Source organism: Kribbella sp. NPDC049174 (assembly GCF_043197365.1).
In the GTDB taxonomy this organism is placed as follows: domain Bacteria; phylum Actinomycetota; class Actinomycetes; order Propionibacteriales; family Kribbellaceae; genus Kribbella.
Genome location: NZ_JBICSZ010000002.1, coordinates 645,964 through 669,773, shown reverse-complemented (window position 1 = coordinate 669,773; position 23,810 = coordinate 645,964). Strand labels below are relative to the sequence as shown.

The window sequence follows — 23,810 nt, the reverse complement described above, 5'->3', positions numbered from 1 at the left end:
GTGGTTTAACTCTTCACAAAATGCATACAGTGCGCCAGTATGCGCGAGGGGTCACAACTGGGGGGGCTTTGACGAAGGAGCCGTGATGGCCATCTTGTCGGTACTCGATCGGGAGCACACCGTCGCTCCGCCGGGGTACAGCCGCTGGCTGATCCCGCCGGCCGCGCTCGCCGTCCACCTGTGCATCGGCCAGGCGTACGCGACGAGCGTCTACAAGACGTCGCTGGTGAAGCATTTCGACACCAGTCAGACCGCGATCGGGCTGATCTTCAGCATCGCGATCGTGATGCTGGGCCTGTCCGCCGCGATCGGCGGCACCTGGGTGGAACGCAACGGCCCGCGCAAGGCGATGTTCGTGTCGGCCTGTTTCTGGGCCACCGGGTTCCTGATCGGTGCCCTCGGCATCGGTGCCGGCCAGCTGTGGATCGTCTACCTGGGCTACGGCTTCATCGGCGGGATCGGCCTCGGCATCGGCTACATCTCCCCGGTCTCCACCCTGATCAAGTGGTTCCCGGACCGGCCCGGTCTCGCCACCGGCCTGGCGATCATGGGCTTCGGCGGCGGCGCACTCGTCGCCAGTCCGCTCTCGCGTCAGCTGCTCAGCCTGTACGACGACAACTACGACCCGGGCAACAGCGCGTCGGTGGCCGGCGGCGGGGCGCTGGTGGCGTTGTTCCTCACCCTGGGCATCGGCTACTTCGTGATCATGATGTTCGGGGTGTTCAACATCCGGGTGCCCGCCGACGACTGGCGGCCGCCCGGTTTCGACCCGGCCACGGTCAAGCAGAAGGCCCTCGTCACCACGAACAGCGTGTCGGCCGCGAACGCGATCAAGACCCCGCAGTTCTGGTGCCTGTGGGTGGTCCTGTTCTGCAACGTCACCGCCGGGATCGGCATCCTCGAGCAGGCCAGCCCGATGATCCAGGACTTCTTCCGCGGCGGTGACGGCAAGTCCTCGGTCGCGGTCGCCGCGGCTGCCGGGTTCGTCGGCCTGCTGTCGATCTTCAACATGGCCGGCCGGTTCGGCTGGTCCAGTACGTCGGACGTGATCGGCCGCAAACCCATCTACGCGATGTACCTCGGCGTCGGCATCGTCGCCTACTTCCTGCTCGCCACCGTCGGCCACAACAGCACGGTGATCTTCGTCCTGCTGGCCGCGGTGATCCTGTCCTTCTACGGCGGCGGGTTCGCGACCGTACCGGCGTACCTGCGGGATCTCTTCGGGACCTACCAGGTGGGCGCGATCCATGGCCGGCTGCTGACCGCGTGGTCGGCGGCCGGGATCGCCGGGCCGCTGATCATCAACGGATTCCTCGACCGGGAAGGCAAACCGGGCACGCTGACGGCGGAGGCGTACCGGCCGGCGCTGTTCACGATGGTCGGCGTCCTGGCCGTCGGTTTCGTCGCCAACCTGCTGATCCGCCCGGTCGCCGGCCGGTTCCACGAGCGGTCCGAGTCGACGATGGAGGCGGCGAAATGAACCAGAACTCACGCCTGGTGATCTCGTGGCTGCTGGTCGCCGTACTGCTCGGCTACGGCATCATCCAGACGCTCATCACGGCCGCGAAGATCTTCACCAGCTAACTGGTCCGCAGATGTGTGACATCCCCGGCGGCCAGCGGTCGCACGCCGTCGGGGGTGTCCACGATCAACCGCCCGTCGTCGTCCAGGTCGCGCGCCCTGCCCTCCAGGAAGGTACCGTTGGGCAGTTCGACCCGGACCAGGCGGCCGAGTGTCGCAGAGTGCTCGCGGTACTCCGGCAGGATCGTCGACGGATCGCCGTCGGCCTCGACCCACGTCTGGTAGCGACTGGCAAGCTCACGCAGTACGGCGGTCAGCACGGTGGCCCGGTCTGTCGTCGCCGCGTCCTCGAGCGCCAGTGAGGTCGCGGCAGGGTGTGGCTTCTCTGACTCCCGCAGCGTCACGTTGAGCCCGATCCCCACCACAGCAGCCGGTCCCTCCACTCGCTCGAGCAGGATGCCGGCCAGCTTGCGGTCCTCGACCAGTACGTCGTTCGGCCACTTCACCTGAGCCGGGATCTCGCCCACTCGCCGTACGCCGGCCGCGACCGCCAACGGCACCAGTAGACCCAGCCACGGCCACCTAGCCGCAGGCACAGCGGTCGGACGCAGCAGAACAGACGTCAGCAAGGCAGACCGGGCCGGAGTGGTCCACGTACGCCCCAGCCGCCCACGACCCGACGACTGGTGCTCCGCGGTGACCACCAGACCCTCGGCGGCGCCTGCGAGCGCTGCAGCCGCTACGACCGCGTTGGTCGACTCCGTCTCGGTCAGTACGTCGACCTGCGTCCACAACGAGCCAGGACGAACCAGTCGCCCCTGCAGGAAGCGTGCGTCGAGTGGAGGCCGCTCCAGGTCGCTGAACATCAGCCGGTGTTCTGCAGGCCGGCGGCAACACCCGACACGGTCAGCAACAGCAGCCGCCGGGTCCGGACGATCTGCTCCTCGTCCAGCGAGTCATCCGTCCGCAGGGTCCGCAACGCCCGCAACTGCAGGTAGCTGAGTGCGTCGACGTACGGGTTGCGCAGCTCGACCGCACGGCCCAGCACCCGCCGTCCGGCCAGCAGCCGGTCCTGATCGAGCACCTTGAGCACCCACGCGGTCGTCAGCGCGTGCTCGTCCAGCATCAGCTGGGTCAGGTCCGGCCGGTCGCCCAGCTCCAGGTAGCGGCCGAGGATGCGCCGGTCGGTCTTCGCCAGCGACATCTCCGCGTTCTCCAGCATCACCTGGAACAGCGGCCAGTTCTGGTTCGCGTCACGCAGTACGGCGACGTCCCCGACCGCGGACAGCGCCGAGCCCAGGCCGTACCAGCCAGGTGCGTTCACGCGAGCCTGCGACCACGCGAACACCCACGGGATCGCCCGGAGGTCCTCCAGCGACGACACCGCCACGCCACGGCGCGCGGGACGCGACCCCAGCGGCAGCTGCCCGAGCTCCTCCAGCGGCGTCACCCGGCCGAACCACTCCGCGAAGCCGTCCGCCTTCACCAGCCGGTGGTACGCCGTACGCGCGGCCTCATCGAGGGTCTTCTCCACCACCGCGAACCGCTCGGCCGCCGCAGCCGCCCGCTCCTCCACAGCCGGAGTGGACGCCAGCAACGTCGCCGCGGTCACCTGCTCGATGTGCCGCTGCGCGATCGCCGCATTGCCATAGCGGGCCGGGATCGCCTCACCCTGCTCAGTGAGCTTGAAGCGCCCTGCCACCGACCCAGGAGCCTGTGCCAGTACGGCGCGGTTCGCAGGACCACCGCCACGCCCCAGAGCGCCACCACGGCCGTGGAACAGCGTCAGCCGGATCGCATTGCGCTGCGCCCAGGCTGTGATCCGCGCCTGCGCGTCGTACAGGGCGAGAGTCGCCGACACCGGTCCGACGTCCTTGGCGGAGTCGGAGTACCCGAGCATGACCTCGAAGCGCCTGTCGTTGGCGGTGAGCCGGTGCCGGACCCGGGTGAGCTGAATCGCGTTGTCCAGCACCTCTACCGAGTTCTGCAGGTCCTCGCCGGTCTCGAACAGCGGTACGACGTCCAGCTCGATCGGACGACCGTCCATCGCGGCGTCCGCCAGCTCGTAGACCGCTGCGAGGTCACCGGCGTTGCGGGTGAACGAAACGACGTACCGCCGACATGCCTCGGGGCCGAAGCGCTGCTGGATCTGACCGATTACCCGAAGGGTTGCGAGCACCTCTTCGGTCTGGTCGGAGAGCTCACCGCCGCCCAGCACCTCTTCCAGCGCCTTGGTGTGGACCGACGAGTGCTGACGGACCTCCAGCTCGGCCAGGTGGAAGCCGAACGAGTTCACCTGCCAGATGAGCTGTTGCAGCTCGCCGTACGCCTGCCGCGGCGCTCCTGCGGTCACCAGCGAGTCCTGCAGCACCTTCAGCTCGTGCAGGAAGTCAGAGGCCCTCGGGTAGCCGAAGTCGGCGTCGCGGGAGCGGGTCGCGGCCAGCCGGCGGGCTGCGAGGAGCAGGAGCTGGCGGTGTGGCTCGGACGGTGAGCGGGTCTCGATGTCGGCGATCAGGTCCGGGTTGACCGCGCGGGCGTCCTCCAGGATGCGGCGGACCGGCGCGGACGGCGGAGTGGTCGCGGCGTCCAGGGTCATCGCCCGGCCGAGCGCGTCGGTGGCCTGCTCGAGCGCACGCAGTACGTGGTCGGCCTGGATCTGCATGGCCTCGCGGGTGATCGCGGCGGTCACGTTCGGGTTGCCGTCGCGGTCGCCACCGATCCACGAACCGAGCCGGACGAACGGCGCCACCACCGGCAGCTTGGTGCCGGCCGCGTCACCGGCCAGCGCGTCGTCGAGCCGCCGGTAAACGTTGCCGACGACATCGAACAGGGTCTCCTCGAACACGGCCATCGCGGACCGCACCTCGTCCAGCGGAGACGGCCGGCTGGTGCGCAGTTGCGACGTACGCCAGAGGATGTCGACCTGCTCGATCAGGCGGCGCCGGTTCTCGGCCAGCTCACTGTCGCCGGCCCGCGGGTCGGTTCGCTCCTCCAGCAACGACGAGATGCGGCGGATGGTCGCGAGGACGGCGCGCCGCCGGGCCTCGGTCGGGTGCGCGGTCAGCACCGGGCGGAACTCCAGCCCGTTCAGCAGCGCACGGGCCTGCTGCTCACCGCTCTCCTGCGAGATCTGCTCGACGGCCTGGGCCAGCTCGGACACCACGGGAGCGTTGCCGACCCGGTCACGCTCGCGCAGCACCCGGGCGCGGTGCAGTTCCTCGCTGAGGTTGGTCAGGTGGAAGTAGCAGGTGAACGCGCGGGCGACGTCCTCGGCCCGCTCGTGCGGCCAGGAGGCGACCAGGTGCTCGGCCGCGGCGCCGTCGCCGGCGATGGTGAGCTCGCGGAGTTTCTCGACATCGTCGAGCAGCGGCTGACCGGCGTACTCGACCAGCACCTTGCCGAGGATCTCGCCGAGCAGGCGCACGTCGGCCCGAAGTTCTTCGGGCACCTCGAACCGCGCGCGGGTACGGGTCTCACTACCGGTCTCGGTCACGTTCGCCCACCCTATCGGCGGCCGCACGCCCGCGCCGCATAGTCCGCCTGCTGGAAGCCCGATCGTGACCGCATCTCCAGCTACTTCTCAGTACGACGCTCAGACGTTGCCGAACCCGCCGCCGACGACCTGGGACACGACCTTGGCCAACTCTGCGGGAGTGCGGTCGGTGCCGTCGACCACGAGCATCCGGGCGCAGGCCTCGGTCATCGACGCGAGCAACTCGGCCAGGACCGGCAGGTTCGCGTCCGGATCGGTGACGCCGGGCAACGATTTCAGCAAGGTCAGCCGCAGGCCCTCGACCAGGAACGCGCGGGCGGCCCGGACCCGCTCGGCCACGGCCGGCGCGGCACCGTACTGGGCACCGAAGACGATCCGCCAGGACTGCGGATGCTTCGCGGCGGTGGTGAGAAAGGCGGTCAGGCCGTCGAGAACATGCTCCTCGGGGGTGCCGACGCTCGGATCGGCCGGCAGCGCGGCGACGATCGTGATGACCAGGTGCTGCTCCTCGCGGGCGAGCAGGGCCAGCAGCAGCTCGTCGCGGTTGGCGAAGCAGTCGTAGACGACCGGCTTGGTCACTCCGGCGGCATCGGCGACCGACTGCATCGTCGTACCGGCGTAGCCGTTCTCGGAGAAGACCTCCAGGGCAGCGTCGAGGATCATCGGGCGCCGGCGCTCCGGTCCCAGATGGGCCGCCCGGCGGCGCGGTTCTCCGTCCTCCACCACTTGACAAACCTACCTCATCGTAGGAAATTCCTACGGTCTGGTAGGAACTGCCCGGGGGTGGTCGAGTGACCGAACGAGGCACTGCCGGGTGGCTGGAGTCGGTGGGCTTGACGTCCCTGGACGCGAGCGAGCTGGCCCGGCTGGTCGACCGGACGTCGGAGCGGGAGCTTCGGCATCGGCTCATCGGGGGCGTGCGGGAGATCGCGTTGCGCGAGATCTTTCGCCGGATGCCGGAGTACCTCCGACCGGCCCGGGCTGCCGGGTTCGACGCAGTCGTCGCCTGGCAGATCACGGGGGCGGGGCCGGGTGGAGGTCGGGCCAATGGTGGAGATCCGTCCGGTGACGTGGACGAGTTCTGGATCCGGATCAGCGACGGACGCTGCACGCTGCTCGACGATCAGCCCGAGGACGCCGACATCTCCATCCGCACCGACCCGGCCACGCTGCTGCGGGTCGTCACCGGCAACGAGGACCCGGTCCTGGCCGTCCTCAAACAACGCCTCTCGGTTCGCGGCGACCTCGCGCTGGCCGCCCGCCTCACCAAGATCTTCGCCGTCGGCCCTGCCTGAACCGTCGGCCCGCCCTGGACCGTCGGCCCGGCCTGAAGCGTCGGCCCTGCCTGGACGGTCGGCCCGACCTGAGGCGGCGATCGGCCCGGCCCGACTCGCGGCGCCGGCGCGGGTCTGCTCAGCGCCCTTCGAGACCGCGCGGCCTGGGCTGCTCGGGGGTGGCCGACTGGCTCGCCGCGGGCGAGTTGGCCGGCGCCTTGACCCCGCCGAAGCCGGCGGACGCCGGGTCATGGCCGGGAGCGAACCTGACCACGGAGTCGTGCTGCGCGGCCGTCCGGTCGGCCGCGACCGACTCCCGCTGGGCCAGCCCCGGGTCCTCCCCGTAGATCTCGGCCATCCGCTCGGCCGACCGCCCGACCTGCTGCCCGTAGACGTGCGGATCATCCACGTCCCGGTCCCACATCCCCGTCGGCTCGCCCGCGCTCCAGGACTCCAGCTGGGCCGGCAACTCGTCGAACTTCGTGTCGATCTCCTCGGCGATCATCCGGACGGCGAACGACCGCTCCACGTTCGGAATGTCGGAGTCGGCGACAACCGCTTCCGCCGCCGCCACAGCGATCCCGGCCCGCCCTTCACCCGCCAACCGGCGCAACGTCTCGCCCTCCGCTCGCCCCGTGGCCGTATCGATGGCGTTCGCGAGCCCGCGCGCGGCCGGCGCAAACGTCTCGTCCAGACGCGGCGCCGAAGGCAGCCTGACCTGCTTCGCGAGGTCGGCCGGCAAGGTCCGATCGACGATCTCGTTGAAGTTGTCCTCGGCGAACGCCGTACTGACTGCCTGCTCGAGCGTGGCGAACCGCGGCGCCACGGCGGCGGCCGCTTGCTCGTGCCGCCAGGTGTAGTCGTCCGGCACGGCCCACCGCGCGTACGACGTGGTGGCTGCCAGGATCCCCTCCCGCGCGGCAGTGAGCTGCTCAGGCGCGAGCGGACCGGCCGTGCCGTTCTCGGTCAGCTGCCGCAGGGCCAACGCCTGTTGCTCGGTCAGGCGGAGCGTCCGGTCCGGGGACTGACCCGTTTGCGGCTTGATCTCGTCGTTCCACAGGGTCTGACGCGCGCCGGTCAGCTCACCGACGGTCCGCTCGATCCGCCGTACCAGCTGGTCGACGGACTCAGGCCGCTCCTGCGTCGCACGCGCGGCCGCTCGGGCCTGGTTGGCCGGATGCCAGTCCGGCAGGCGGTCCAGGAAGGCGTGGAGCTTCTGAATCTCGTCAGCGGCCAGCTTGCTCGGGGTGTCGACCGCGGTCGCTCCCCCGGCGATGTCCTGGCGCCGGTTCTCCACCTCCTCGGTCAGTTCGCGCGCCGCGGCCGCCCGCGGCTCGCGTGACGCGAAGCCCGATTCCAGCCGCTGCGCGAACAGCCGCACAGCCGCGTCCTGCTCGGGCCCCGGCAGCGTCGCGAAGCCGGGCTTCGTGTCCAGCACCAGGCGAGCGGCGGTTGGGGCCGCCGCACCGCGGCCGGCGCCCACGAGCGCGGCCAGCACGTCCTCGTCGCGCCGGTCGAGCCGGGCGCCGATCGCGAGCGCGAGCGCCCGCGCAGCCGCCACATCCCCCTCCAGCACCGGCGGCGCGAAGACCCCGAGGTCGTCCGGCCGCCCGTTCGGGATGAGCCGCGGAGCCAGCCGCGGTGTCGCCGCCGCGGCATAAGCCCTGCTCAGCGCCGTCCCGAGACGGTCGCGATGGTCGCGGTCAGCCGGTTCCGGCAGCGGGCGCCTGGGCTCCAGAGTGTTGGCGCAACTCGCCACCGCCTCCGTCAAAGCCGCCCGGATGGCCACCCGCTGGTCGTACGCCTCACCTGAGCCTCGATTGAGCACCGCCGCGGGGCTCGGCGCGAGCCTCGCCGGGATGTCGAGGTTGTCCGCGAGCAGCCTGAGCTGCGCCTCGGTGGTGAGCGTCACGCCGGGCACCTGGTCGCCGGTCGCCAGGGACCGGCCGCCGGTGTCGTTGACGACGAGCTGGTTGAGCGTGCGGATGAGGTCGTTGACAGCCGGGTCAGCCACGGAGCGCAACCTACCGGCGACGAGGTCCAGTCCCGGCGTTGCGGCGGACGTCACAGCACGGTACGACGCACACACAGTTAGGCTGCCCGATTATGGGAGAGACCGTGAACATCCACACCACCGCCGGGAAGATCGCGGACCTCGAGCAGCGGCTCGACGAGGCTGTGCACGCCGGATCGGAGCGTGCGGTGGAGAAGCAGCACGCCCGCGGGAAGAAGACCGCCCGCGAGCGGATCGCGCTGCTGCTGGACGAGGGCTCCTTCTCCGAGCTGGACGAGTTCGCCCGGCACCGGTCGACCGCCTTCGGCCTGGACGCCAACCGCCCGTACGGCGACGGCGTGGTGACCGGGTTCGGCACCATCGACGGCCGCCAGGTGTGCGTGTTCGCCCAGGACTTCACCGTCTTCGGCGGCAGCCTCGGTGAGGTGTTCGGCGAGAAGATCGTCAAGGTGATGGACCTGGCGATGAAGATCGGCTGCCCGCTGATCGGCATCAACGACTCCGGCGGCGCCCGGATCCAGGAGGGCGTGGTCAGTCTCGGCCTGTACGGCGAGATCTTCCGCCGCAACGTCCGTGCGTCCGGGGTGATCCCGCAGATCTCGCTGATCATGGGCCCGTGTGCCGGCGGCGCGGTCTACTCCCCCGCGGTCACCGACTTCACCGTGATGGTGGACGAGTCGTCGTACATGTTCATCACCGGTCCGGACGTGATCAAGACCGTCACCGGCGAGGACGTCACCCAGGAGGAGCTCGGCGGCGCCCGGACGCACAACACCAAGTCCGGCAACGCGCACTACCTCGGCAGTGACGAGGAGGACGCGATCGAGTGGGTGAAGGCGCTGGTCGGTCATCTGCCGCAGAACAACCTGGAGGACCCGCCGGTCTACGACTTCGACGCCGATCTGGAGGTCAGTGAGACCGATCTGGCCCTGGACACGCTGATCCCGGACTCGCCGAACCAGCCGTACGACATGCACACCGCGATCGAGGCGGTGCTGGACGAGGGCGACTTCCTCGAGGTGCAGACGCTGTTCGCGCCGAACATGATCGTCGGGTTCGGCCGGGTCGAGGGCCGCCCGGTCGGGGTGGTGGCGAACCAGCCGATGCAGTTCGCCGGCACCCTGGACATCGACGCGTCCGAGAAGGCGGCCCGGTTCGTCCGTACCTGCGACGCGTTCAACCTGCCGATCCTGACCTTCGTCGACGTGCCCGGGTTCCTGCCCGGCACCGACCAGGAGTGGAACGGCATCATCCGCCGAGGCGCCAAGCTGATCTACGCCTACGCCGAGGCGACCGTGCCGATGATCACCGTGATCACCCGCAAGGCCTACGGCGGCGCGTACGACGTGATGGGCTCGAAGCACCTCGGCGCGGACATGAACATCGCCTGGCCGACCGCACAGATCGCGGTGATGGGCGCGCAGGGCGCGGTCAACATCCTGTACCGCCGGGAGCTGGCCGCCGCGGACGACGGCGAGACACGCCGCCAGCAGCTGATCACCGAGTACGAGGACCACCTGGCCAACCCGTACGTCGCGGCCGAGCGCGGCTACATCGACGCGGTCATCAAGCCGAGTGAGACCCGCGCCGAGATCGTCCGCGCGCTCCGCCTGCTCCGCACCAAGCGCGACACCCTGCCGCCCAAGAAGCATGGGAACATCCCACTGTGAGCGAACCGATCCTGCAGGTCGTCAAAGGCGACCCGACACCGGAGGAACTCGCCGCCCTGGTCGCCGTCGTCGCGGCCCGCTCGGCGGCAGCCGCCGTACCGACCGAGCCCGACCGGGCCAGCAACTGGGCCACGTACTGGCGCAACGCCCGGCAACCCTTCCACCCCGGCCCGGGTCGTTGGCGCGCGTCCGCTCATCCGTGACACTGAGGTATGGCCAAATACGAGGTCAACAAGACGGCCGTCGAGCAGGCGAAGCGGCTGATCGATGGGCGGCAGTACGTGCTGGACAGCGACTGGGGTGAGGTGCAGCCCCGGGCGGACGACCAGAACGCGTACCTGGAGAACCACAGCTGGGAGGAGTACGCCGCCTGGCACCTCGGCCTCACCGTCGGCCCGTCGGACGAGACCAAGGCCCGGTACGGCTTCGTCATCGGCGACTTCCGCCGGATCCACCGCACCGCCCTGATCGCCTCCGTGTACCGCGCCTCCGAGTGGCGCCATAAGGCCGTCGAACTGGCCGCGCACGACCTGCTGCAACTGCTCGACAAGAAGTCGGGCCTGACCGCCTAGGCGTCGAGCTTCGTCTCGTCGAACCAGAGCTCCTGCGGGACTCGGTCGGTGAGTTCGCTGAGCAGGGCCCCGGCGCCGCGGAACATGTCGGCGTCGACCGGGATCGCACAGCCGTTCAGACCCAGGACGATCGTCGTGCCGTCGCCGGTTCGCATCACGCCGGCGATCTCGTCCCAGCGGATCTCGTGCACTCCGTCGTCGTCACGCAGTACCAGCGCTGTGTCGGTTCGCACCCAGAGCATCGAGCGGGCTTCCTTGACGAAGGCCCGCGCCGTGAAGGGCGGCTTGAACGTCCGTCCGGGTGGCAGCTCGGAGATCACCGGGCAGAGCGTTCCCTGGCGGAAGCCGGCCGGCTCCCAGCTCTCCAGGTTGTCCTCGTAGGCGTAGCCGATCGCGGTCGGCAGCGCGGCCTTCAGTACGGCGGCCACGTCGGACGGCTGCAGTCCGGCCAGCCGCTCCCGGTCGACCGGTTCGAGTTCGGGTTCACCGAACATCCGGCCCATCGTGTTGCTGAAGGCACGGCGGAGCTCGGGCTCGTCGGCGTCGAGTCGTTCCTGACAGCGAGCGATCTGGTAGGCGAGCTCCGCCTCGGTCGGACCATTCTCGGCGAGGTCGGTCAGCGCCTCGACGAACGCACGCGCGACCGCCTCCTCGCTGCCCTCCCTGGCCTCGGCGTACACCACCCAGTCGCTGCTCCCACCCGGACCGGGGTGCAGATCGGCGCCGATGTCGTAGCTGTGCCCGCCGACGTGACGGCACTCCTCCTCGACCCGCTTCCGCAGTACGTCGATCGTCAGAGTGGACAGCCGGACGGCGTCGTCCGGCGGCAGCGTGAGCAGGACACCGGCCGCGGGCATGCCGTACCCGACCACGGTCGGACCGTCGAAGGACCGGCCGGCCGGATGAACCCGGGTCGGCGCGGAACCGCTGGGCAGCTCGAGCCGAAGGTCGTCCGGCAACGGACCGGTCACCTGCAGTACGGCGTTCGACGGGACGAACCACGTCCGGGCGAAAGCGATGACGTGCTCCGGCGTCAGGCCGTCGTACCCAGGCCCTTCCAGCCAGGCCAGTCCGGCTCCCTTGGCGCCGTATCGCACGTTCAGCAACTGTGCGACGACCGGATGCGCGACCTGACCATCCTCGGCCGCGAGCACACCGACCTCCACCGCCAGCCGATCGACCGGCGGCTCGGCGAGAGCACGACACAACCCGCTCAGGAACTCACCGACCCGCGCAGCGGACCCGGACGCGACGAATGTGGTCGTCAGCAGGTCAACCTCGGCGTTCATCTCGATCGGCAACCCACGGACGGCGTGCATCACCAGGTGCTCGAGCACGTGCGCGACCCCGACGGTGCGCAACGTCTCGTCCCGAGAGCCGACAGCGAAGGTCAAAGTGACGTCGGTGTGGCTCTGCGTACCGCTGTGCCGCAACACCCGGACGCCGTCGATGTACTCACTCACGAGGCGAACGGTAGCCGGTCAGGTCCGGCGGAAGCGGACCAGTGGGTAGAGCGGGGACTGGTCGGTGTTGCGGGGTGGGCCGGCGAAGGTGGTGGCGGCGTCCAGGGTGAGGCCGTGACGGGCGGCCGTGGCGACGAGCAGCGACAGGGCGTCCTGGGAGCGGGTGTCGTTCGGAGAGCGACCGTCCGCGTAGCGGCCGGCGTCGGATTTCTCGGTGGTGGTGATGAAGACGCCGCCGGGGCGGAGGACGCGGGCGACCTCGGCGATGATCGGTTCGCTGTCGTCGAGCAGGTGCAGCAGCCAGACGGCGACGACCGCGTCACAGCGGCGGTCGGCGATCGGCAGCCGGGCCGCGTCGGCGGCCGCGACGTGTCCGGGCAGCCGGACCCGGGCGTGCCGGAGCATCGCGGTGGACAGGTCGACCCCGTGCACGAGGTTGCCGCGGGCAACGAGCTCGGCGCCGACGATACCGGTGCCGACGGCGAGCTCGAGAACGCGACCGCTCTTCGTCAGCAGCGAGTCGACCGCCGCCGCGGCGGCCTGGGCGCGCTCGGGTCCGCCGCGGGTGTCGTCGTACCTCGCGGCTTCGGTTTCGTCGTACTCGATCCGTGGGGACGACTGCCAGAGCGCCGGCCAGCTGATGCCGACCTCGGCCAGCATCCGGCGCAGCAACGGCAGTGAGAGTCCGACCACGTTGTGGTAGTCGCCCTCGATCCCGGTGACGAACGGGCCGCCGAACCCGTCGACGGTGAACGAGCCGGCCACCACGAGCGGTTCTCCGGTGGCGACGTACGCGTCGATCTCCTCGTCGGTGAGGTCGGCGAAGTACACCGTGGTCGACTCGAGCTCGCGCAGTTCCTGCTTCGCGTTGGTGTCGATCAGGCAATGACCGGTGTGCAGTACGCCGGTCCGGCCGCGCATCGACCGGAGCCGGTCCCGCGCGGCTTCCGGCGTACCGGGTTTGCCGTAGGCGACACCGTCGATCTCGAGCACCGAGTCGCAGCCGAGCACGGTCGCGTGCTCGGTCAGACTGGCGACCACGGCCCGGGCCTTCAGCGTCGCCAGCAGGCGGGCGAGTTCACCCGGGCTCTCCGCGGTGATGTCGTCCTCGTCGACACCGGAGACGATCACCTCCGGCTCGACCCCGGCGCCGCGCAACGTCTTCAGCCGCGCCGGCGATGCCGACGCGAGCACGAACCGGACGCTCACAGCTTCGCGAGGGCGCGACGGAGCGGGTCGAGCCCGATCGAGCCCAGGTTCAGCGCGTCGGAGTGGAACGCGCGCAGGTCGAACGCGGATCCCTTCCGGTGCTTGGCTTCATCCCGCGCCTGCAGCCAGATCCGCTCGCCGACCTTGTACGACGGCGCCTGCCCGGGCCAGCCGAGATAGCGGTTGAGCTCGGCGCGCAGGAACTCGGTCTCCATCCGGCAGTGCGCCCGGAGGAACTCGAACCCGAGCTCGGCGTTCCAGCGCTCACCCGGGCGCCAGCCGAACGGGTTGTCCCGCGGGATCTCCAGCTCCAGGTGCATGCCGATGTCGATGATCACCCGCGCCGCCCGGAAGCCCTGCGCGTCCAGCATGCCGAACCGCGCTCCGGGATCCTCGAGGTAACCCAGGTCCTCCATCAGCCGCTCGGCGTACAGGGCCCAGCCCTCGCCGTGGCCGGAGACCCAGCAGGCGATCCGCTGCCACCGGTTCAGCAGGTCGGTGCGCAGCATCGTCTGCGCGCACTGGAGGTGATGGCCGGGCACACCCTCGTGGTAGACGGTGGTGACCTCGCGCCAGGTGGCGAAGTCCTCGACGCCGTTCGGCACCGCCCACCACATCCGGCCGGGCCGGGTGGTCAGGTCCTCGGTCGGCGGTGTGTAGTAGATCGAGCCGTCCGAGGTCGGCGCGATCATGCACTGGATGGTGCGGATCTCGTCCGGGATGTCGAAGTGGGTGCCGCCCAGCTCGGTCACGGCCGAGTCGGCCAGCTGCTGCATCCAGTCCCGGAACGCGTCCTTGCCGTGGATCTTGCGGGCCGGGTCGTTGTCCAGGATCGCGGCCGTCGCCTCGATACCGCGGTCGCCGCCGTTCAGGTCGGCCGCGATCGCCTGCATGTCCGCCTCGATCCGGGCCAGCTCGTCCCAGCCCCAGGCGTAGGTCTCCTCCAGGTCGATGGTCGCACCGAGGAAGTTGCGGGAGGCAAGCTCGTACACCTGGCGACCGCAGGCGTCCTTCTCCGGCGCGCGCGGCGCGATCTCGGCGGTCAGCCAGCCGCCGAACTGCTCGTACGCCTTCCGAGCCGACGCGGACGCGGCCTCCACGGTCGCCTTCACCGGGCTGTCCGGCGCCTGCGCCGCGAGCCCCGCGAAGAAGTCGGCGCCGTCGGCACCGGTCCAGCTGGCGATCCGGTCGGCCAGGTCCTTCACCTGCCGCACCGCCGACACCCGGCCCTGCCCGGCCTGCTCGAGCAGCGTCTCGCGATAGCCGTCCAGCGTCGTACCGACCTGGTTGAGCCGGATCGCGATGGTCTCCCAGTCCTGCTCGGTCGCGGTCGGCATCAGGTCGAACACCTGCCGGATCTCGGTCGGGACGGAGGCGATCGCGTTCAGCTGGTGCTGCGGAACGCCGGCCTCGTACGACTCCAGCTCCAGCCCGAGCCGCTCCAGGAACGCGTCCTTGGCGACCTCCTCGCGGGGGCTGCCGGTCGCGGTGGCCCGGGCCTCGGCGACGGACCGCCGGGTCAGGTCGATCAGCGCCTCGAACCCGGACGGGGTGTAGTCCGGCAGCTCGTGGTCGTGACCTTCGATCCCCAGGAACGTCGCCGCGGTCGGCGACAGCGCGACGTACTCCTCGAGGTATCGCTCGGAGAGCTGGTCGATCGGGCTGTTCGGTGTGATGGCATCTGTCACCTGGCCGACCCTACCTCCCGGGGCCGAGCCCGGCTGACCTGTTTCTGCCGATACTGTGGCCCCCGCTGTCAACTGAAAGGAACGGCGTTGAGCCAGACACCGTTCGGCGGCCAGCAGGGCCAGAATCCGCCGTACCCGCCGTACCAGCAGCCGGTCCCTCCGCAGGGGCCTCCCCAGCAGAGTCCTCCGCCGCAGGGTGGTCCTTACGGTCCGCCACCCGGTCAGTACGGCGGGCAGCCGCAGTACGGTGGGCAGCCGCAGTACGCGCCGGCATCGGTGGCGCCGCAGCAGGGACAGGGGTTCGGCTGGGGGCCCAGCTTCGGGCCGCCCGGACCCGGTGGACCTGGCGGACCGGGCTTCCAGCCCGGCTGGCAACCGCAGCGGCCGAAGAAGAAGTCCAAGGCTCCCGCCGTCCTGGTGCTCGGTCTCCTCGCGGTGGCGATCTCCGGTGTGTTCGTCTGGAACACGGTCACGAAGAACGCCGACGACGACTACACCCCGCCGGTCAGCTCGGGCCGCTACACGCCGTCCCCGACCACGACCTCGGAGCCGACGGAGGAACCCACGTCGGAGCCGACCGAGCAGCCGACCAGCACGGCCACGGAGGGGCCGGAGCCGCAGGCCATCGATGTCGTTGCCAAGAACAAGCTCTACACGGCCGGCCAGATGGCGGCGACGAACTGCCGGGAGCCGCGGGTCCGCCCGACCAACAACCGGAACGCGGCCGCGTACTGGGCCGCGATCAAGCCGTGCCTGGACCGCGGCTGGGCTCCGCTGGTCGCGAAGGCCGGCTACAAGTTCGTGGCGCCCCGGATGACGTACTGGGCGGGCACCAGCACCAGCACGCCCTGCGGCAACGGGCCGGTCTCGGTGCCGTTCTACTGCCCGTCGAACCAGATGATGTACATGAAGGTCGACGTCTTCGTGAAGACCTACATGGAGTACCCGGACGCGGAGTCCAAGGCGTACTCGCGGATGTGGTACTCCCGCTCGATCGCCCACGAGTACGGCCACCACGTCCAGGAGCTCACCGGCATCCTGGAGGCCGCCCACGACCTGGAGTACGACGCCAACTCGTACGCCGATCGGTTACGGATGAACCGTCGTACCGAACTGCAGGCGAACTGCTTCGCCGGTGTCTTCCTCGCCGTGAACAAGCGCAGCTACCCGATCAACGGTCTGATGCTGCAGGTGTGGAACAAGTGGGTCGTCACCGCCGGCGACAAACCGAACGAGGGCACCCACGGCAGCAAGGCGAGCCAGGCACGCTTCATGGGCCAGTCCTTCAAAACCGGCAACCCAGCCACCTGCAACACCTTCACCGCCTCCCCCAACAACGTCAGCTGACCGCACTGCCCCCCGCAACTCTTCACGCGGACCGGTTTCGGGGTGCACAGTGGTGGCACCTGAGACCGGCGCCCGCGAGGAGAGTCGATGAGTGTCGAGCTGAACCACACGATCGTGCATGTGAAGGACCGTTGGGCTGCGGCTCGCGATGTCAGCGAGGTACTCGGTCTGCCGGAGGCGAGAGAGTACGGCCCGTTCGCCGAGTTGAAGTTGGACAACGCGGCGAGCCTCGACTTCATGGACACCGAGGGCGAGATCCACGGCCAGCACTATGCCTTCCTGGTCAGTGAAGAGGAGTTCGACCTCGTCCTCGGACGCTTGCGGGACGACGGCCGCTCGTGGTGGGCCGACCCCTTCAAGCGCAAACCACAAGAGATCAACAACGGGGACGGCGGCCGCGGCCTCTACTGGGAGGGCCCGGACGGGCACTGGCTGGAGATCATCACCCGCCCATACGGCAGCGGCACCTGATCCCCGTGTCACCGCGTAGTACCCGCTGGGCTCCTGGTCAGTAGCGGCGGCGGCCACGTTTGTCAGGGGTGAAGGTGGCCGGCTCCTCGTTGCCGATCCAGTCGCCGTCGGCCAGCCGGCGGAGGCTGCATTCGAGGTCGAAGGTGAGCCATCGGGACAGCTGTGGGTGGGCCTGGTGTTCCCAGAGGCCGTACGGGCCTCGAAGTGATTCGAGCCAGCTGACGAGGTCGCGTACGCGGCGGTCATCAGCGGAGACGCCGCATCGGGAGGCGAGGTCGAGGACGAAGGCGAGATCGCAGGTGACGTAGAAGGTGACCTGTCCCATGGCCCGCTCGAGCCCGACCAGGCGGGAGACTTCCCAGCCGAGGGTCGATCGGTCTCGCGTCTCGCGTGCGAGGAGATGGTCGACGCCGATGCGAGCGGCGTCCGATCGTCTCCGTTCGGGGTGCAGCGCGAAGCAGGCGGCGGCGCCGGTCGTCGCCGAGCGGCATCCAGCGCCTCGTATGAGTCGCCGGTAGTCCTTCTCCGGCGGCGACGGGCGGCCGGGACCGCCGAGGTCGGCCTTGGGTCCGGCCGGCCAGGAGCCGTCGGGGAGGCGTTCGCGGAGGAGCCACTCGTAGGCGCGTTCCGCGCGAGGGTCGGTGGCAAAGCCCGCAGCGGCGATGCCCCGCAAAGGTACGACCGTCTGCATGGTGATGAACCGCGGGCCGTCAGCTGGGGCCGATGGCGGCTGCGCTGTCCGGCTGGGCTTACGTGCGGGCTGGTCGCTGTTGTCCTCGAGCCCCAGCGGCCACGAGCCGTCCGGCTGCTGGTGGGCGAAGATGGCGTCGACCGCAGCGGGCAGCTCGGGGCCCCGGTAGCCGAGGTACGCGAGCTGGCAGAGCAGGTAGCCGGCAGCTGTGGGCCGGTTGCGCGCGGCATCAAGCCGCGCGAGAAGCGACCGGACCGCGGCGCTCTCGCGGATCTCGGTGCGCGACGCCTGTACGTCGTCATCGTCCTCGGTGATTCCCACCAGCTCGACGGCCGCGCGCCATTGCAGCGACGGGGACGGGTCTCCGAGTAACAGCGTGTTCATGTGAGGGCCTCGAGCAGGAAGGGCGCGGTTGCGGTGCCGGCCTTGGCGAGTTCTTCGGGTGGGCCTTCGAAGACAGTCTCGCCGCCATCGGGTCCTGCACCGGGACCGAGTTCGATCAGCCAGTCACAGGTGGCGAGCAACATCGGGTCGTGCTCGACGACGAGCACGGTGTTGCCGGCGTCAACGATCGTGTCGAGGGCGCGGACGAGCACGCCGACGTCGGTGGCCTGCAGACCGACGGTGGGCTCATCGAGTACGTACAGGGCGCCGACCTTCGTGGGCCGAGCGAGTTCCTTGGCGAGCTTGAGCCGCTGGGCTTCGCCTCCTGAGAGACTCCAGCCGGGCTGGCGGACGATCAGGTAGCCGAGGCCGAGCGCGATCGCGGCGTCGCCGACGCGGCGCACCCGGTCGATGTCGCCCCACTCCTCGACGAGTTCACCGATGGTGAGGGCTTCGATCTCGGCGAGGCTTCGGCCCCGCTCGACGAGGGCGGCGACCTCGCGGCGGTAGCCGGAGCCGCCGCACGCCTCGCAGGTCTGGGTCACCGACGGGAGGAACGACATGGCCTCTTGCCAGGTCCCTTTGCCGCGGCAGGCATCGCAGCGATAGGCGAGATCCTTGATCGTGATGCCCTGCTCGCTCGCCGTTTCGCTCCTTGCGAACGCCTGTCGGACGCCGTCGATCAACCCGAGGAACATGCCGGGTGAGGTGATCTCGGCGCGCGATTGGTCGACCACGACGGTGCGGGCGGGCGCGCCGGACATGGTGTCGTGAACGCCGGGTTCGACGCGGACCACACCGCGGTGGGGGATGTCGGTCTTCGGTCGCGCCAGGCCCAGGGCGATCGTGTCGACGACGAGCGAGGACTTACCAGAACCCGACACACCGCACACGCCGACGTGCACGCCGAGCGGGATGCGCACGTCGAGGCCGCGCAGGTTGTTCTCCCGCGCGCCGGTGACGTGCATCCACTCTGTCGGTTCGCGGCGGTCGCGGCGAGGCATCGAGGTGCGGCCGTCGCGCACTGCCCGGGTGACCGACTCGGCACTGTCGAGATCGATGATGCGGCCGCCCGCTCGCCCGGGCCTAGGTCCGATCTCGATGACATCGTCCGCGGCGCGGATGAGCGTCGGATCGTGTTCGACGGCGATGACGGTGTTACCGGCGTCGCGCAACTCGGCCAGGGTTCGAGCGAGCGCGCTCGCTTCTGAGGGATGCAGACCGCGGGACGGTTCGTCGAGCAGAACGGTCATGCCGACGAGGCCGCCGCCGACCACCGACGCGAGCTGGATCCGCTGGGCCTCGCCCGCGGACAACGTCCAGGTCGTCCGGTCCAAGTGGAGGTAGCCGAGCCCGACCGAGCGCAGGAAGCCGAGGCGGTGCAGGGCGACGGTGCGGGCGTCGGCGGAGTGTCTGTCGTCGGGTTGGTCCATGGACGCCAGTACCTCCTCGACTTCGGCGAGCGATGCCGAGTAGAGGTCGTTGCGGTCCCGACCCTCGAGATGAATCGCCAAGTAGGGAGCGCGCAGCCGTTTGCCGTCGCACTCCCGACACGGGAACGCCTTCGTTTCCTTGCCGCCCAAGTCGTGCTGAGCCCAGTCGTTCAGCCCGACCCAGGACGAGTCGCCGTACAAGACCGCGTGGCGCGCTTCGTCTGTCAGCTCGGACCACGGCTTGGTGCTCGGGTCGAACCGGTAGCGCGCGCCGAGGGCACGCAACACGTCGTTGCTGCCGGTTACTTCAGGACAGAACCACGCCAGACCTCCGCCGAAGCAGCGGGCGAGTGGTGCGTCGGGCCGCACGATCAGCTTGTCCCAGTCGTACTGCCGCTCAACGCCGAGTCCCAGGCATTGGGGACAGCTGGACGCCGGCGATCCGGTGAGGTGACGTGGTTCGATCGGCACCGTCGCTGTGTCGCAACGGCTGCAGGTCCACACGGCTTCGGACGTCAATGAGGTTCGGCGAACGTCGTCGCTGCCGCACGCGAGGCACGTGCGCACACCGGCGCGCGCCATGACCAGCGCGATGAGACGGTCGAGGTCGCTCGACCGGCCGACGGTCGCTCGGGCGGCATCCCAGACGTAGAGGCCGGGCCCTCTCGAATCGAAAATCGTGCCGGCGGCATCGATGCTCATCGTCGGCCCCAGTCCGGTCAGCGAGTCCAGCGGGGCTTCAGGTCCCTCTCGCACCGACTGGCGCTCGTACACCGACAGGCACTCGAGCAAGCGCCGCGTTGCTTCGGCCGCGACGACATCGCGGACCAACGACGACTTGCCGGAACCCGACACCCCCGTCACGACGGTGAATCGGCCCTTCGCGAAGTCGACATCCACGCCCTGCAGATTGTGCGCGCGGGCCCCGCGCACGCTGATCGAGTCGCTCGAGCGCCGGCCGGTGCGTGGCTTCGCGCGGGGCGTCACCCTTGGTTGTTTCTCGGCGACGGGTGGGCCGCAGTGCTGCAGACGTCCGCCATCAGGACCACCGCCCGGGCCGAGATCGATGCGCCAGTCGGCGGAGGCGATCACGTCGGCGTGGTGTTCGACGACAACCACAGTGCAGCCGTTGGCCGTCAGTTTGTCGAGCACAGTGAGGAGCCGGCCAAGGTCAGCGCGGTGAAGCCCCGTGGTGGGCTCGTCGAGCAGCACGAGGTCGCCCGTCTTGGCCTTGGTGACCTCGCGGGCGAGGCGAACCCGTTGCGCTTCACCGCCTGACAGGCTCGGCGACGGTTGCCCGAGCGTGACATAGCCGAGCCCGACCTCCTGCAAGGTCTCGAGGATGCGTGTCACCGACCGTTGCTCTGCGAACAAGGCGTGCGCCTCGTCGACGCTCAACTCCAATACATCAGCGATCGACCGACCTTGCCAGGTGGCTTCGAGGACCTCGGGCCGGTAACGGCTGCCCTCGCAGGCCTCGCACGGGACCCAGATGGGTGCGAGGTAGCTCAGGCTGATCTCGACCGCGCCCATCCCCTCGCACTCGGGACAGGCCCCTTCGGCTCGGTTGAACGTGAACTCCGACGCGGACCGCCCGGTCTCGTTCGCGAACACCTCGCGGATGCGATCGAAGACCTTCGTGTAGGTCGCGGGATTCGACCGCGGGTTGTTGCCCAGCGGCTTCTGGTCGACAGCGATCGCGCGTACAGCCGGCGCCTCGAACGTCGCGCAGCCGATCGGCGCGTGGGCTCGGATCGACTCCAGCACCACGTCGCGAGCGAGGGTGGTCTTGCCGGCTCCCGACGGACCGGTGATGACGGTGAGGGCTCCGAGCGGGATCTCGCAGTCGACTCCGCGAAGATTGCGCAGGCTGGCACCCCTGATGCCGATCCGCTGATCACCGATCGGACGCGGGGCGCGCCGGACCCGGCTTGGCGCCGAGAAGCCGCGGCCCGACGCGGTGTCGGCGCGCCACAGCGCGGCTGGGGTTCCTTGAAAGACGAGTTCGCCGCCGCCGCGGCCTCCGGCCGGGCCGATCTCGACGACCTCGTCCGCCATCGCAATCGCGGCCCGGTCGTGTTCGACCATGAGTACGGGGCCGGACAGCGATGCGATGGCATCCAGCAGTCGTTGGAGATCGGTGTGGTGCAGCCCGATGGTCGGCTCATCGAGGACATGCAGAAGATCCTCGAGCCTGCCTCCGAGCACGACCGCGAGCCGGGTCCGTTGCGCCTCTCCACGCGACAGCGTCGGCATCGGGCGGTCGAGCGCGAGATGACCGAGCCCCAACGTGACCAGCGGCCGCAATCGCCGCAACAGCTCATCCTCGATTCGTGCCGCACGCGGGCCGACCGGAAGTTGCTCGACGAACGCGAGGACCTCGCTCACCGGGCAAGCCAGCAACTCGGGCAACGTCACGCCGGCGATGCGATGCGACGACGTGTCCACCGCCGGGTCGCGAAACGCCATCGGCTCCAGCGGCCGGACCCACTCCGAGCAGCTCGGGCAGATGGGCGTCCGCAGTACCGGCGTGCCGTCGAGACGGACCTCGGGCGAGCCCAACGCGTCAGCGCGCTCGAGGATGGCGCGAACGTGCGCCGCCGACGCTCCCGCCTGGAGCGTGGCGACGCGGACGACCACATCGTGCGGCACCGCCGGGTCAAGCCGCGGCACGCGGCTCGACTTGGTTGCAGCCCACGGACGGCCGTCGATCGTGACCGCGTCGAAGCGGCCACGCAGGCCGGCGAGGAGACGCGCGTGGCTGCGGCGAAGCCCGCGCACCACCGCGACCTCTACGTCGAGGCTGCCCGCGGTCGCGAGGAGGTCCGAGGCGATCGCGAGCCGCTCTTCGCGCGACACCGACCGAACCGGCACCTCGCACCGCGGGCAGGTGACGTCCGCGAATCGCGCGTAGAGAATGCGCAGGAACGGGTGCAGGCCAACCGACGTCGCCACTGTCGAAGCTGGGTTGGTGTTGAGCACGTTCTGGGCAATCGCGACCGCGGGCCCCAAGCCCTCGATGCGGCGTACCTGTGCGGCCGGAACGCGTGCCCCTCGACGTCCGGGGGTGAACGACTCGGTGAACCGGCGCCGGGCCTCGGCGTAGACGACGTCGAACGCGAGCGACGACTTCCCCGAGCCGGACACACCGACGACGGCGGTCACGCCGGGCCCGAACGTGACGTCGACATCAAGCAGGTTGTGCTCGGACGCGCCGAGAACCTTCAGCTTTCCCACCATCGCGCGGCCGCTGCCTAGCCGCGGAACGCGGCTCTGGTCGCGGCTGCGGTGGAGCTGAAGTACTCCGGTGGTTCGATGAAGCCCCACTCGTCGAACATCAGGCCGTTGGCGAGGGCACGACGGTACCCGAAGCAAACGAGGTAGAGCGGCCGTATGTACATCACCGCCTCGATTCGGTCGAGCTCGTCGTCGGTCAGCTCGACGTGTCGCCGGTAGGCGTTGACGACCGCGTCGATGCACTCTTCGTTGGTGAGTCTCGACGGAGACCAGTGCCCGGTGCCCCAGATCAGGTAAGCGAAGTCGGCGAGGCGCGGTCCGCGCCCAGACGCCTTCCAGTTGATCGCCACTGGCCCTTGCTCGCTCACGATCGCGTGATCGGGGGCGTGGAGGAGGTTGCCGTGGAGCAGGCCCTCGGGAAGGCCGTGACCGTCGTCGGCCGAGCGCACCTGGTCGCGGAGCTGCTCGAATCGCTCGCGATCGGCCGCGCCGACCTTCGTGTCCACCGCGTCGAGAAACGACAGGGCGGCCAGCAGGTCCTGACGCGGCGCACCCTGACGGCTCGGGTCCTCGCCACTCGCCCCACCAGGGCGGCTGACGGACTCGTCGAGCGGCAGCGAGTGCAGCCGTCCGAGCAGGTCACCCATGATGGCGAACTTCTCGGCACCTTCGGGAAGCGGGACGCCTTCGATGAGCCGGGTCACCAGGACCGCGCTTCCGTCGAAGTCGGACACCGCGTCGTCGACCGCAAGTCGCTCCGCCGGGAAGTCGTGCCGCTCCAGGAATCGCAAGATCGCGGCGTCGCCCTCGACGCCGGCCCTCGGCCGGGCGGGAGGGAACGCACGCGCGATCCACGGGTCGCCGTCGTTCCTGTCGATGCGGAAGACGTAGGTCTTGTGCACACTGACCTTCGTCGCCGCGACCGGGTCGATGCCGTAGAGATCCCGAAGGTGGGCGAGCAGTCGCTCAGCGACGGGCTCGTGGTGCATGCGGGTACCGAGACCCTCGAGATCGGTCAGCGCCTCGGTGTAGCGCTGCCCCGTCTCCTTGGCGTGACGCCGGACAACCTTCTTGAAGTTGCCGTCCCTGGTCATGACAAGCCTCCTCTTACACCCTCGCCCCCAGCGACGCGGTGTTGAGAGATGGCCTGCTGACATCGATGACCGAGAGGGCAACTCCCCTTCGCCGATGGAACCCCGGCTGGGCGGATGTTCCACAGCTCGGCGACCGGTCGGCGCCGTGGCCGCCAATCTCCCCGACCGGCGTCGCGGTTGTCAAGCGTTCGACTGCGAGTCGAGGCGCCACTCGAAAGCCCGGCGCCGAACCCGTTGCGGGTTCGCGGC

At 69.7% G+C, this 23,810-nt stretch carries 17 protein-coding genes; 7 read left to right on the top strand and 10 right to left on the bottom strand.

Going from position 1 to position 23,810, the window contains the following annotated elements; translation table 11 throughout:
* Positions 1 to 85: 85 nt before the first annotated feature.
* Complete coding sequence (locus ACGFIF_RS13690) at positions 86 to 1,480, top strand: OFA family MFS transporter (protein WP_393154577.1); 1,395 nt, start codon at positions 86 to 88, stop codon at positions 1,478 to 1,480.
* A gap of 100 nt (positions 1,481 to 1,580) precedes the next feature.
* Here ACGFIF_RS13690 and ACGFIF_RS13685 read toward each other — a convergent pair whose 3' ends face one another.
* The 3 genes from ACGFIF_RS13685 to ACGFIF_RS13675 form a co-directional block, all read right to left on the bottom strand.
* A complete protein-coding gene (locus ACGFIF_RS13685; protein WP_393154576.1) occupies positions 1,581 to 2,387 on the bottom strand; it encodes a biotin--[acetyl-CoA-carboxylase] ligase in 807 nt (268 codons plus the stop codon).
* Entirely contained in the window at positions 2,387 to 5,014 is a 2,628-nt protein-coding gene (locus tag ACGFIF_RS13680; protein WP_393154575.1) for a phosphoenolpyruvate carboxylase, read from the bottom strand. Before ACGFIF_RS13680 ends, ACGFIF_RS13685 begins: the two co-directional genes overlap by 1 nt.
* Positions 5,015 to 5,113: 99 nt before the next feature.
* Complete coding sequence (locus ACGFIF_RS13675; RefSeq protein WP_393154574.1) at positions 5,114 to 5,740, bottom strand: TetR/AcrR family transcriptional regulator; 627 nt, start codon at positions 5,738 to 5,740, stop codon at positions 5,114 to 5,116.
* A 65-nt stretch (positions 5,741 to 5,805) separates the two neighbouring features.
* Here ACGFIF_RS13675 and ACGFIF_RS13670 point away from each other — a divergent pair, with 65 nt between their 5' ends.
* Positions 5,806 to 6,309 carry an SCP2 sterol-binding domain-containing protein gene (locus tag ACGFIF_RS13670; RefSeq protein ID WP_393154573.1) on the top strand — a complete coding sequence of 168 codons (504 nt, stop codon included), beginning with the start codon at positions 5,806 to 5,808 and terminating at the stop codon, positions 6,307 to 6,309.
* Between the two features lie 118 nt (positions 6,310 to 6,427).
* Here ACGFIF_RS13670 and ACGFIF_RS13665 read toward each other — a convergent pair whose 3' ends face one another.
* Entirely contained in the window at positions 6,428 to 8,302 is a 1,875-nt protein-coding gene (locus tag ACGFIF_RS13665; RefSeq protein WP_393154572.1) for a hypothetical protein, read from the bottom strand.
* A gap of 92 nt (positions 8,303 to 8,394) precedes the next feature.
* On the opposite strand from ACGFIF_RS13665, the gene ACGFIF_RS13660 reads away from it, so the two are divergent.
* Genes ACGFIF_RS13660 through ACGFIF_RS13650 form a run of 3 tightly spaced genes read left to right on the top strand, consistent with a single transcriptional unit; the run spans position 8,395 to position 10,544 of the window.
* A complete protein-coding gene (locus tag ACGFIF_RS13660) occupies positions 8,395 to 9,972 on the top strand; it encodes an acyl-CoA carboxylase subunit beta (protein ID WP_393154571.1) in 1,578 nt (525 codons plus the stop codon).
* Positions 9,969 to 10,175 carry an acyl-CoA carboxylase subunit epsilon gene (locus ACGFIF_RS13655; protein ID WP_393154570.1) on the top strand — a complete coding sequence of 69 codons (207 nt, stop codon included), beginning with the start codon at positions 9,969 to 9,971 and terminating at the stop codon, positions 10,173 to 10,175. The genes ACGFIF_RS13660 and ACGFIF_RS13655 overlap by 4 nt, the downstream gene beginning before the upstream one ends.
* Positions 10,176 to 10,184: 9 nt before the next feature.
* On the top strand, positions 10,185 to 10,544 hold the full coding sequence (locus ACGFIF_RS13650; RefSeq protein ID WP_393154569.1) for a hypothetical protein: 360 nt from the start codon (positions 10,185 to 10,187) through the stop codon (positions 10,542 to 10,544).
* Here ACGFIF_RS13650 and ACGFIF_RS13645 read toward each other — a convergent pair.
* The 3 genes from ACGFIF_RS13645 to ACGFIF_RS13635 are packed head-to-tail and all read right to left on the bottom strand — an operon-like array spanning position 10,541 to position 14,904.
* Positions 10,541 to 12,007 (bottom strand): M16 family metallopeptidase, encoded by a 1,467-nt coding sequence (locus ACGFIF_RS13645; protein ID WP_393154568.1) that lies wholly within the window; start codon positions 12,005 to 12,007, stop codon positions 10,541 to 10,543. The two genes, ACGFIF_RS13650 and ACGFIF_RS13645, sit on opposite strands and share 4 nt — an antisense overlap.
* Positions 12,008 to 12,025: 18 nt before the next feature.
* The gene (locus ACGFIF_RS13640) at positions 12,026 to 13,201 is read right to left on the bottom strand and encodes a Maf family nucleotide pyrophosphatase (RefSeq protein ID WP_393154567.1); all 1,176 of its coding nucleotides are present in this window, start codon (positions 13,199 to 13,201) and stop codon (positions 12,026 to 12,028) included.
* 11 nt (positions 13,202 to 13,212) lie between these two features.
* Positions 13,213 to 14,904 carry a DUF885 domain-containing protein gene (locus tag ACGFIF_RS13635; protein WP_393154566.1) on the bottom strand — a complete coding sequence of 564 codons (1,692 nt, stop codon included), beginning with the start codon at positions 14,902 to 14,904 and terminating at the stop codon, positions 13,213 to 13,215.
* An 87-nt stretch (positions 14,905 to 14,991) separates the two neighbouring features.
* Here ACGFIF_RS13635 and ACGFIF_RS13630 point away from each other — a divergent pair, with 87 nt between their 5' ends.
* Positions 14,992 to 16,251, top strand: a complete 1,260-nt coding sequence (locus ACGFIF_RS13630) for a neutral zinc metallopeptidase (RefSeq protein WP_393154565.1) — start codon at positions 14,992 to 14,994, stop codon at positions 16,249 to 16,251.
* 87 nt (positions 16,252 to 16,338) lie between these two features.
* Complete coding sequence (locus tag ACGFIF_RS13625; RefSeq protein WP_393154564.1) at positions 16,339 to 16,722, top strand: VOC family protein; 384 nt, start codon at positions 16,339 to 16,341, stop codon at positions 16,720 to 16,722.
* Between the two features lie 37 nt (positions 16,723 to 16,759).
* Here the strand turns inward: ACGFIF_RS13625 and ACGFIF_RS13620 are convergent, their stop codons facing one another.
* Genes ACGFIF_RS13620 through ACGFIF_RS13610 form a run of 3 tightly spaced genes read right to left on the bottom strand, consistent with a single transcriptional unit; the run spans position 16,760 to position 23,561 of the window.
* The gene (locus tag ACGFIF_RS13620; RefSeq protein ID WP_393154563.1) at positions 16,760 to 17,797 is read right to left on the bottom strand and encodes a prenyltransferase/squalene oxidase repeat-containing protein; all 1,038 of its coding nucleotides are present in this window, start codon (positions 17,795 to 17,797) and stop codon (positions 16,760 to 16,762) included.
* Positions 17,794 to 22,470: an ATP-binding cassette domain-containing protein gene (locus ACGFIF_RS13615; RefSeq protein WP_393154562.1), complete on the bottom strand. Its 4,677-nt coding sequence runs from the start codon at positions 22,468 to 22,470 to the stop codon at positions 17,794 to 17,796. The genes ACGFIF_RS13620 and ACGFIF_RS13615 overlap by 4 nt, the downstream gene beginning before the upstream one ends.
* A 14-nt stretch (positions 22,471 to 22,484) precedes the next feature.
* Positions 22,485 to 23,561 carry a phosphotransferase enzyme family protein gene (locus tag ACGFIF_RS13610; protein WP_393154561.1) on the bottom strand — a complete coding sequence of 359 codons (1,077 nt, stop codon included), beginning with the start codon at positions 23,559 to 23,561 and terminating at the stop codon, positions 22,485 to 22,487.
* Between the last annotated feature and the right edge of the window lie 249 nt (positions 23,562 to 23,810).

Coding starts and splice junctions, on each gene's coding strand:
- ACGFIF_RS13690 (WP_393154577.1), top strand. CDS start 86: ATGGCCATCTTGTCGGTACTCGATCGGGAGCACACCGTCGCTCCGCCG.
- ACGFIF_RS13685 (WP_393154576.1), bottom strand. CDS start 2,387: ATGTTCAGCGACCTGGAGCGGCCTCCACTCGACGCACGCTTCCTGCAG.
- ACGFIF_RS13660 (WP_393154571.1), top strand. CDS start 8,395: ATGGGAGAGACCGTGAACATCCACACCACCGCCGGGAAGATCGCGGAC.
- ACGFIF_RS13650 (WP_393154569.1), top strand. CDS start 10,185: ATGGCCAAATACGAGGTCAACAAGACGGCCGTCGAGCAGGCGAAGCGG.
- ACGFIF_RS13625 (WP_393154564.1), top strand. CDS start 16,339: ATGAGTGTCGAGCTGAACCACACGATCGTGCATGTGAAGGACCGTTGG.
- ACGFIF_RS13620 (WP_393154563.1), bottom strand. CDS start 17,797: ATGAACACGCTGTTACTCGGAGACCCGTCCCCGTCGCTGCAATGGCGC.
- ACGFIF_RS13615 (WP_393154562.1), bottom strand. CDS start 22,470: ATGGTGGGAAAGCTGAAGGTTCTCGGCGCGTCCGAGCACAACCTGCTT.
- ACGFIF_RS13610 (WP_393154561.1), bottom strand. CDS start 23,561: ATGACCAGGGACGGCAACTTCAAGAAGGTTGTCCGGCGTCACGCCAAG.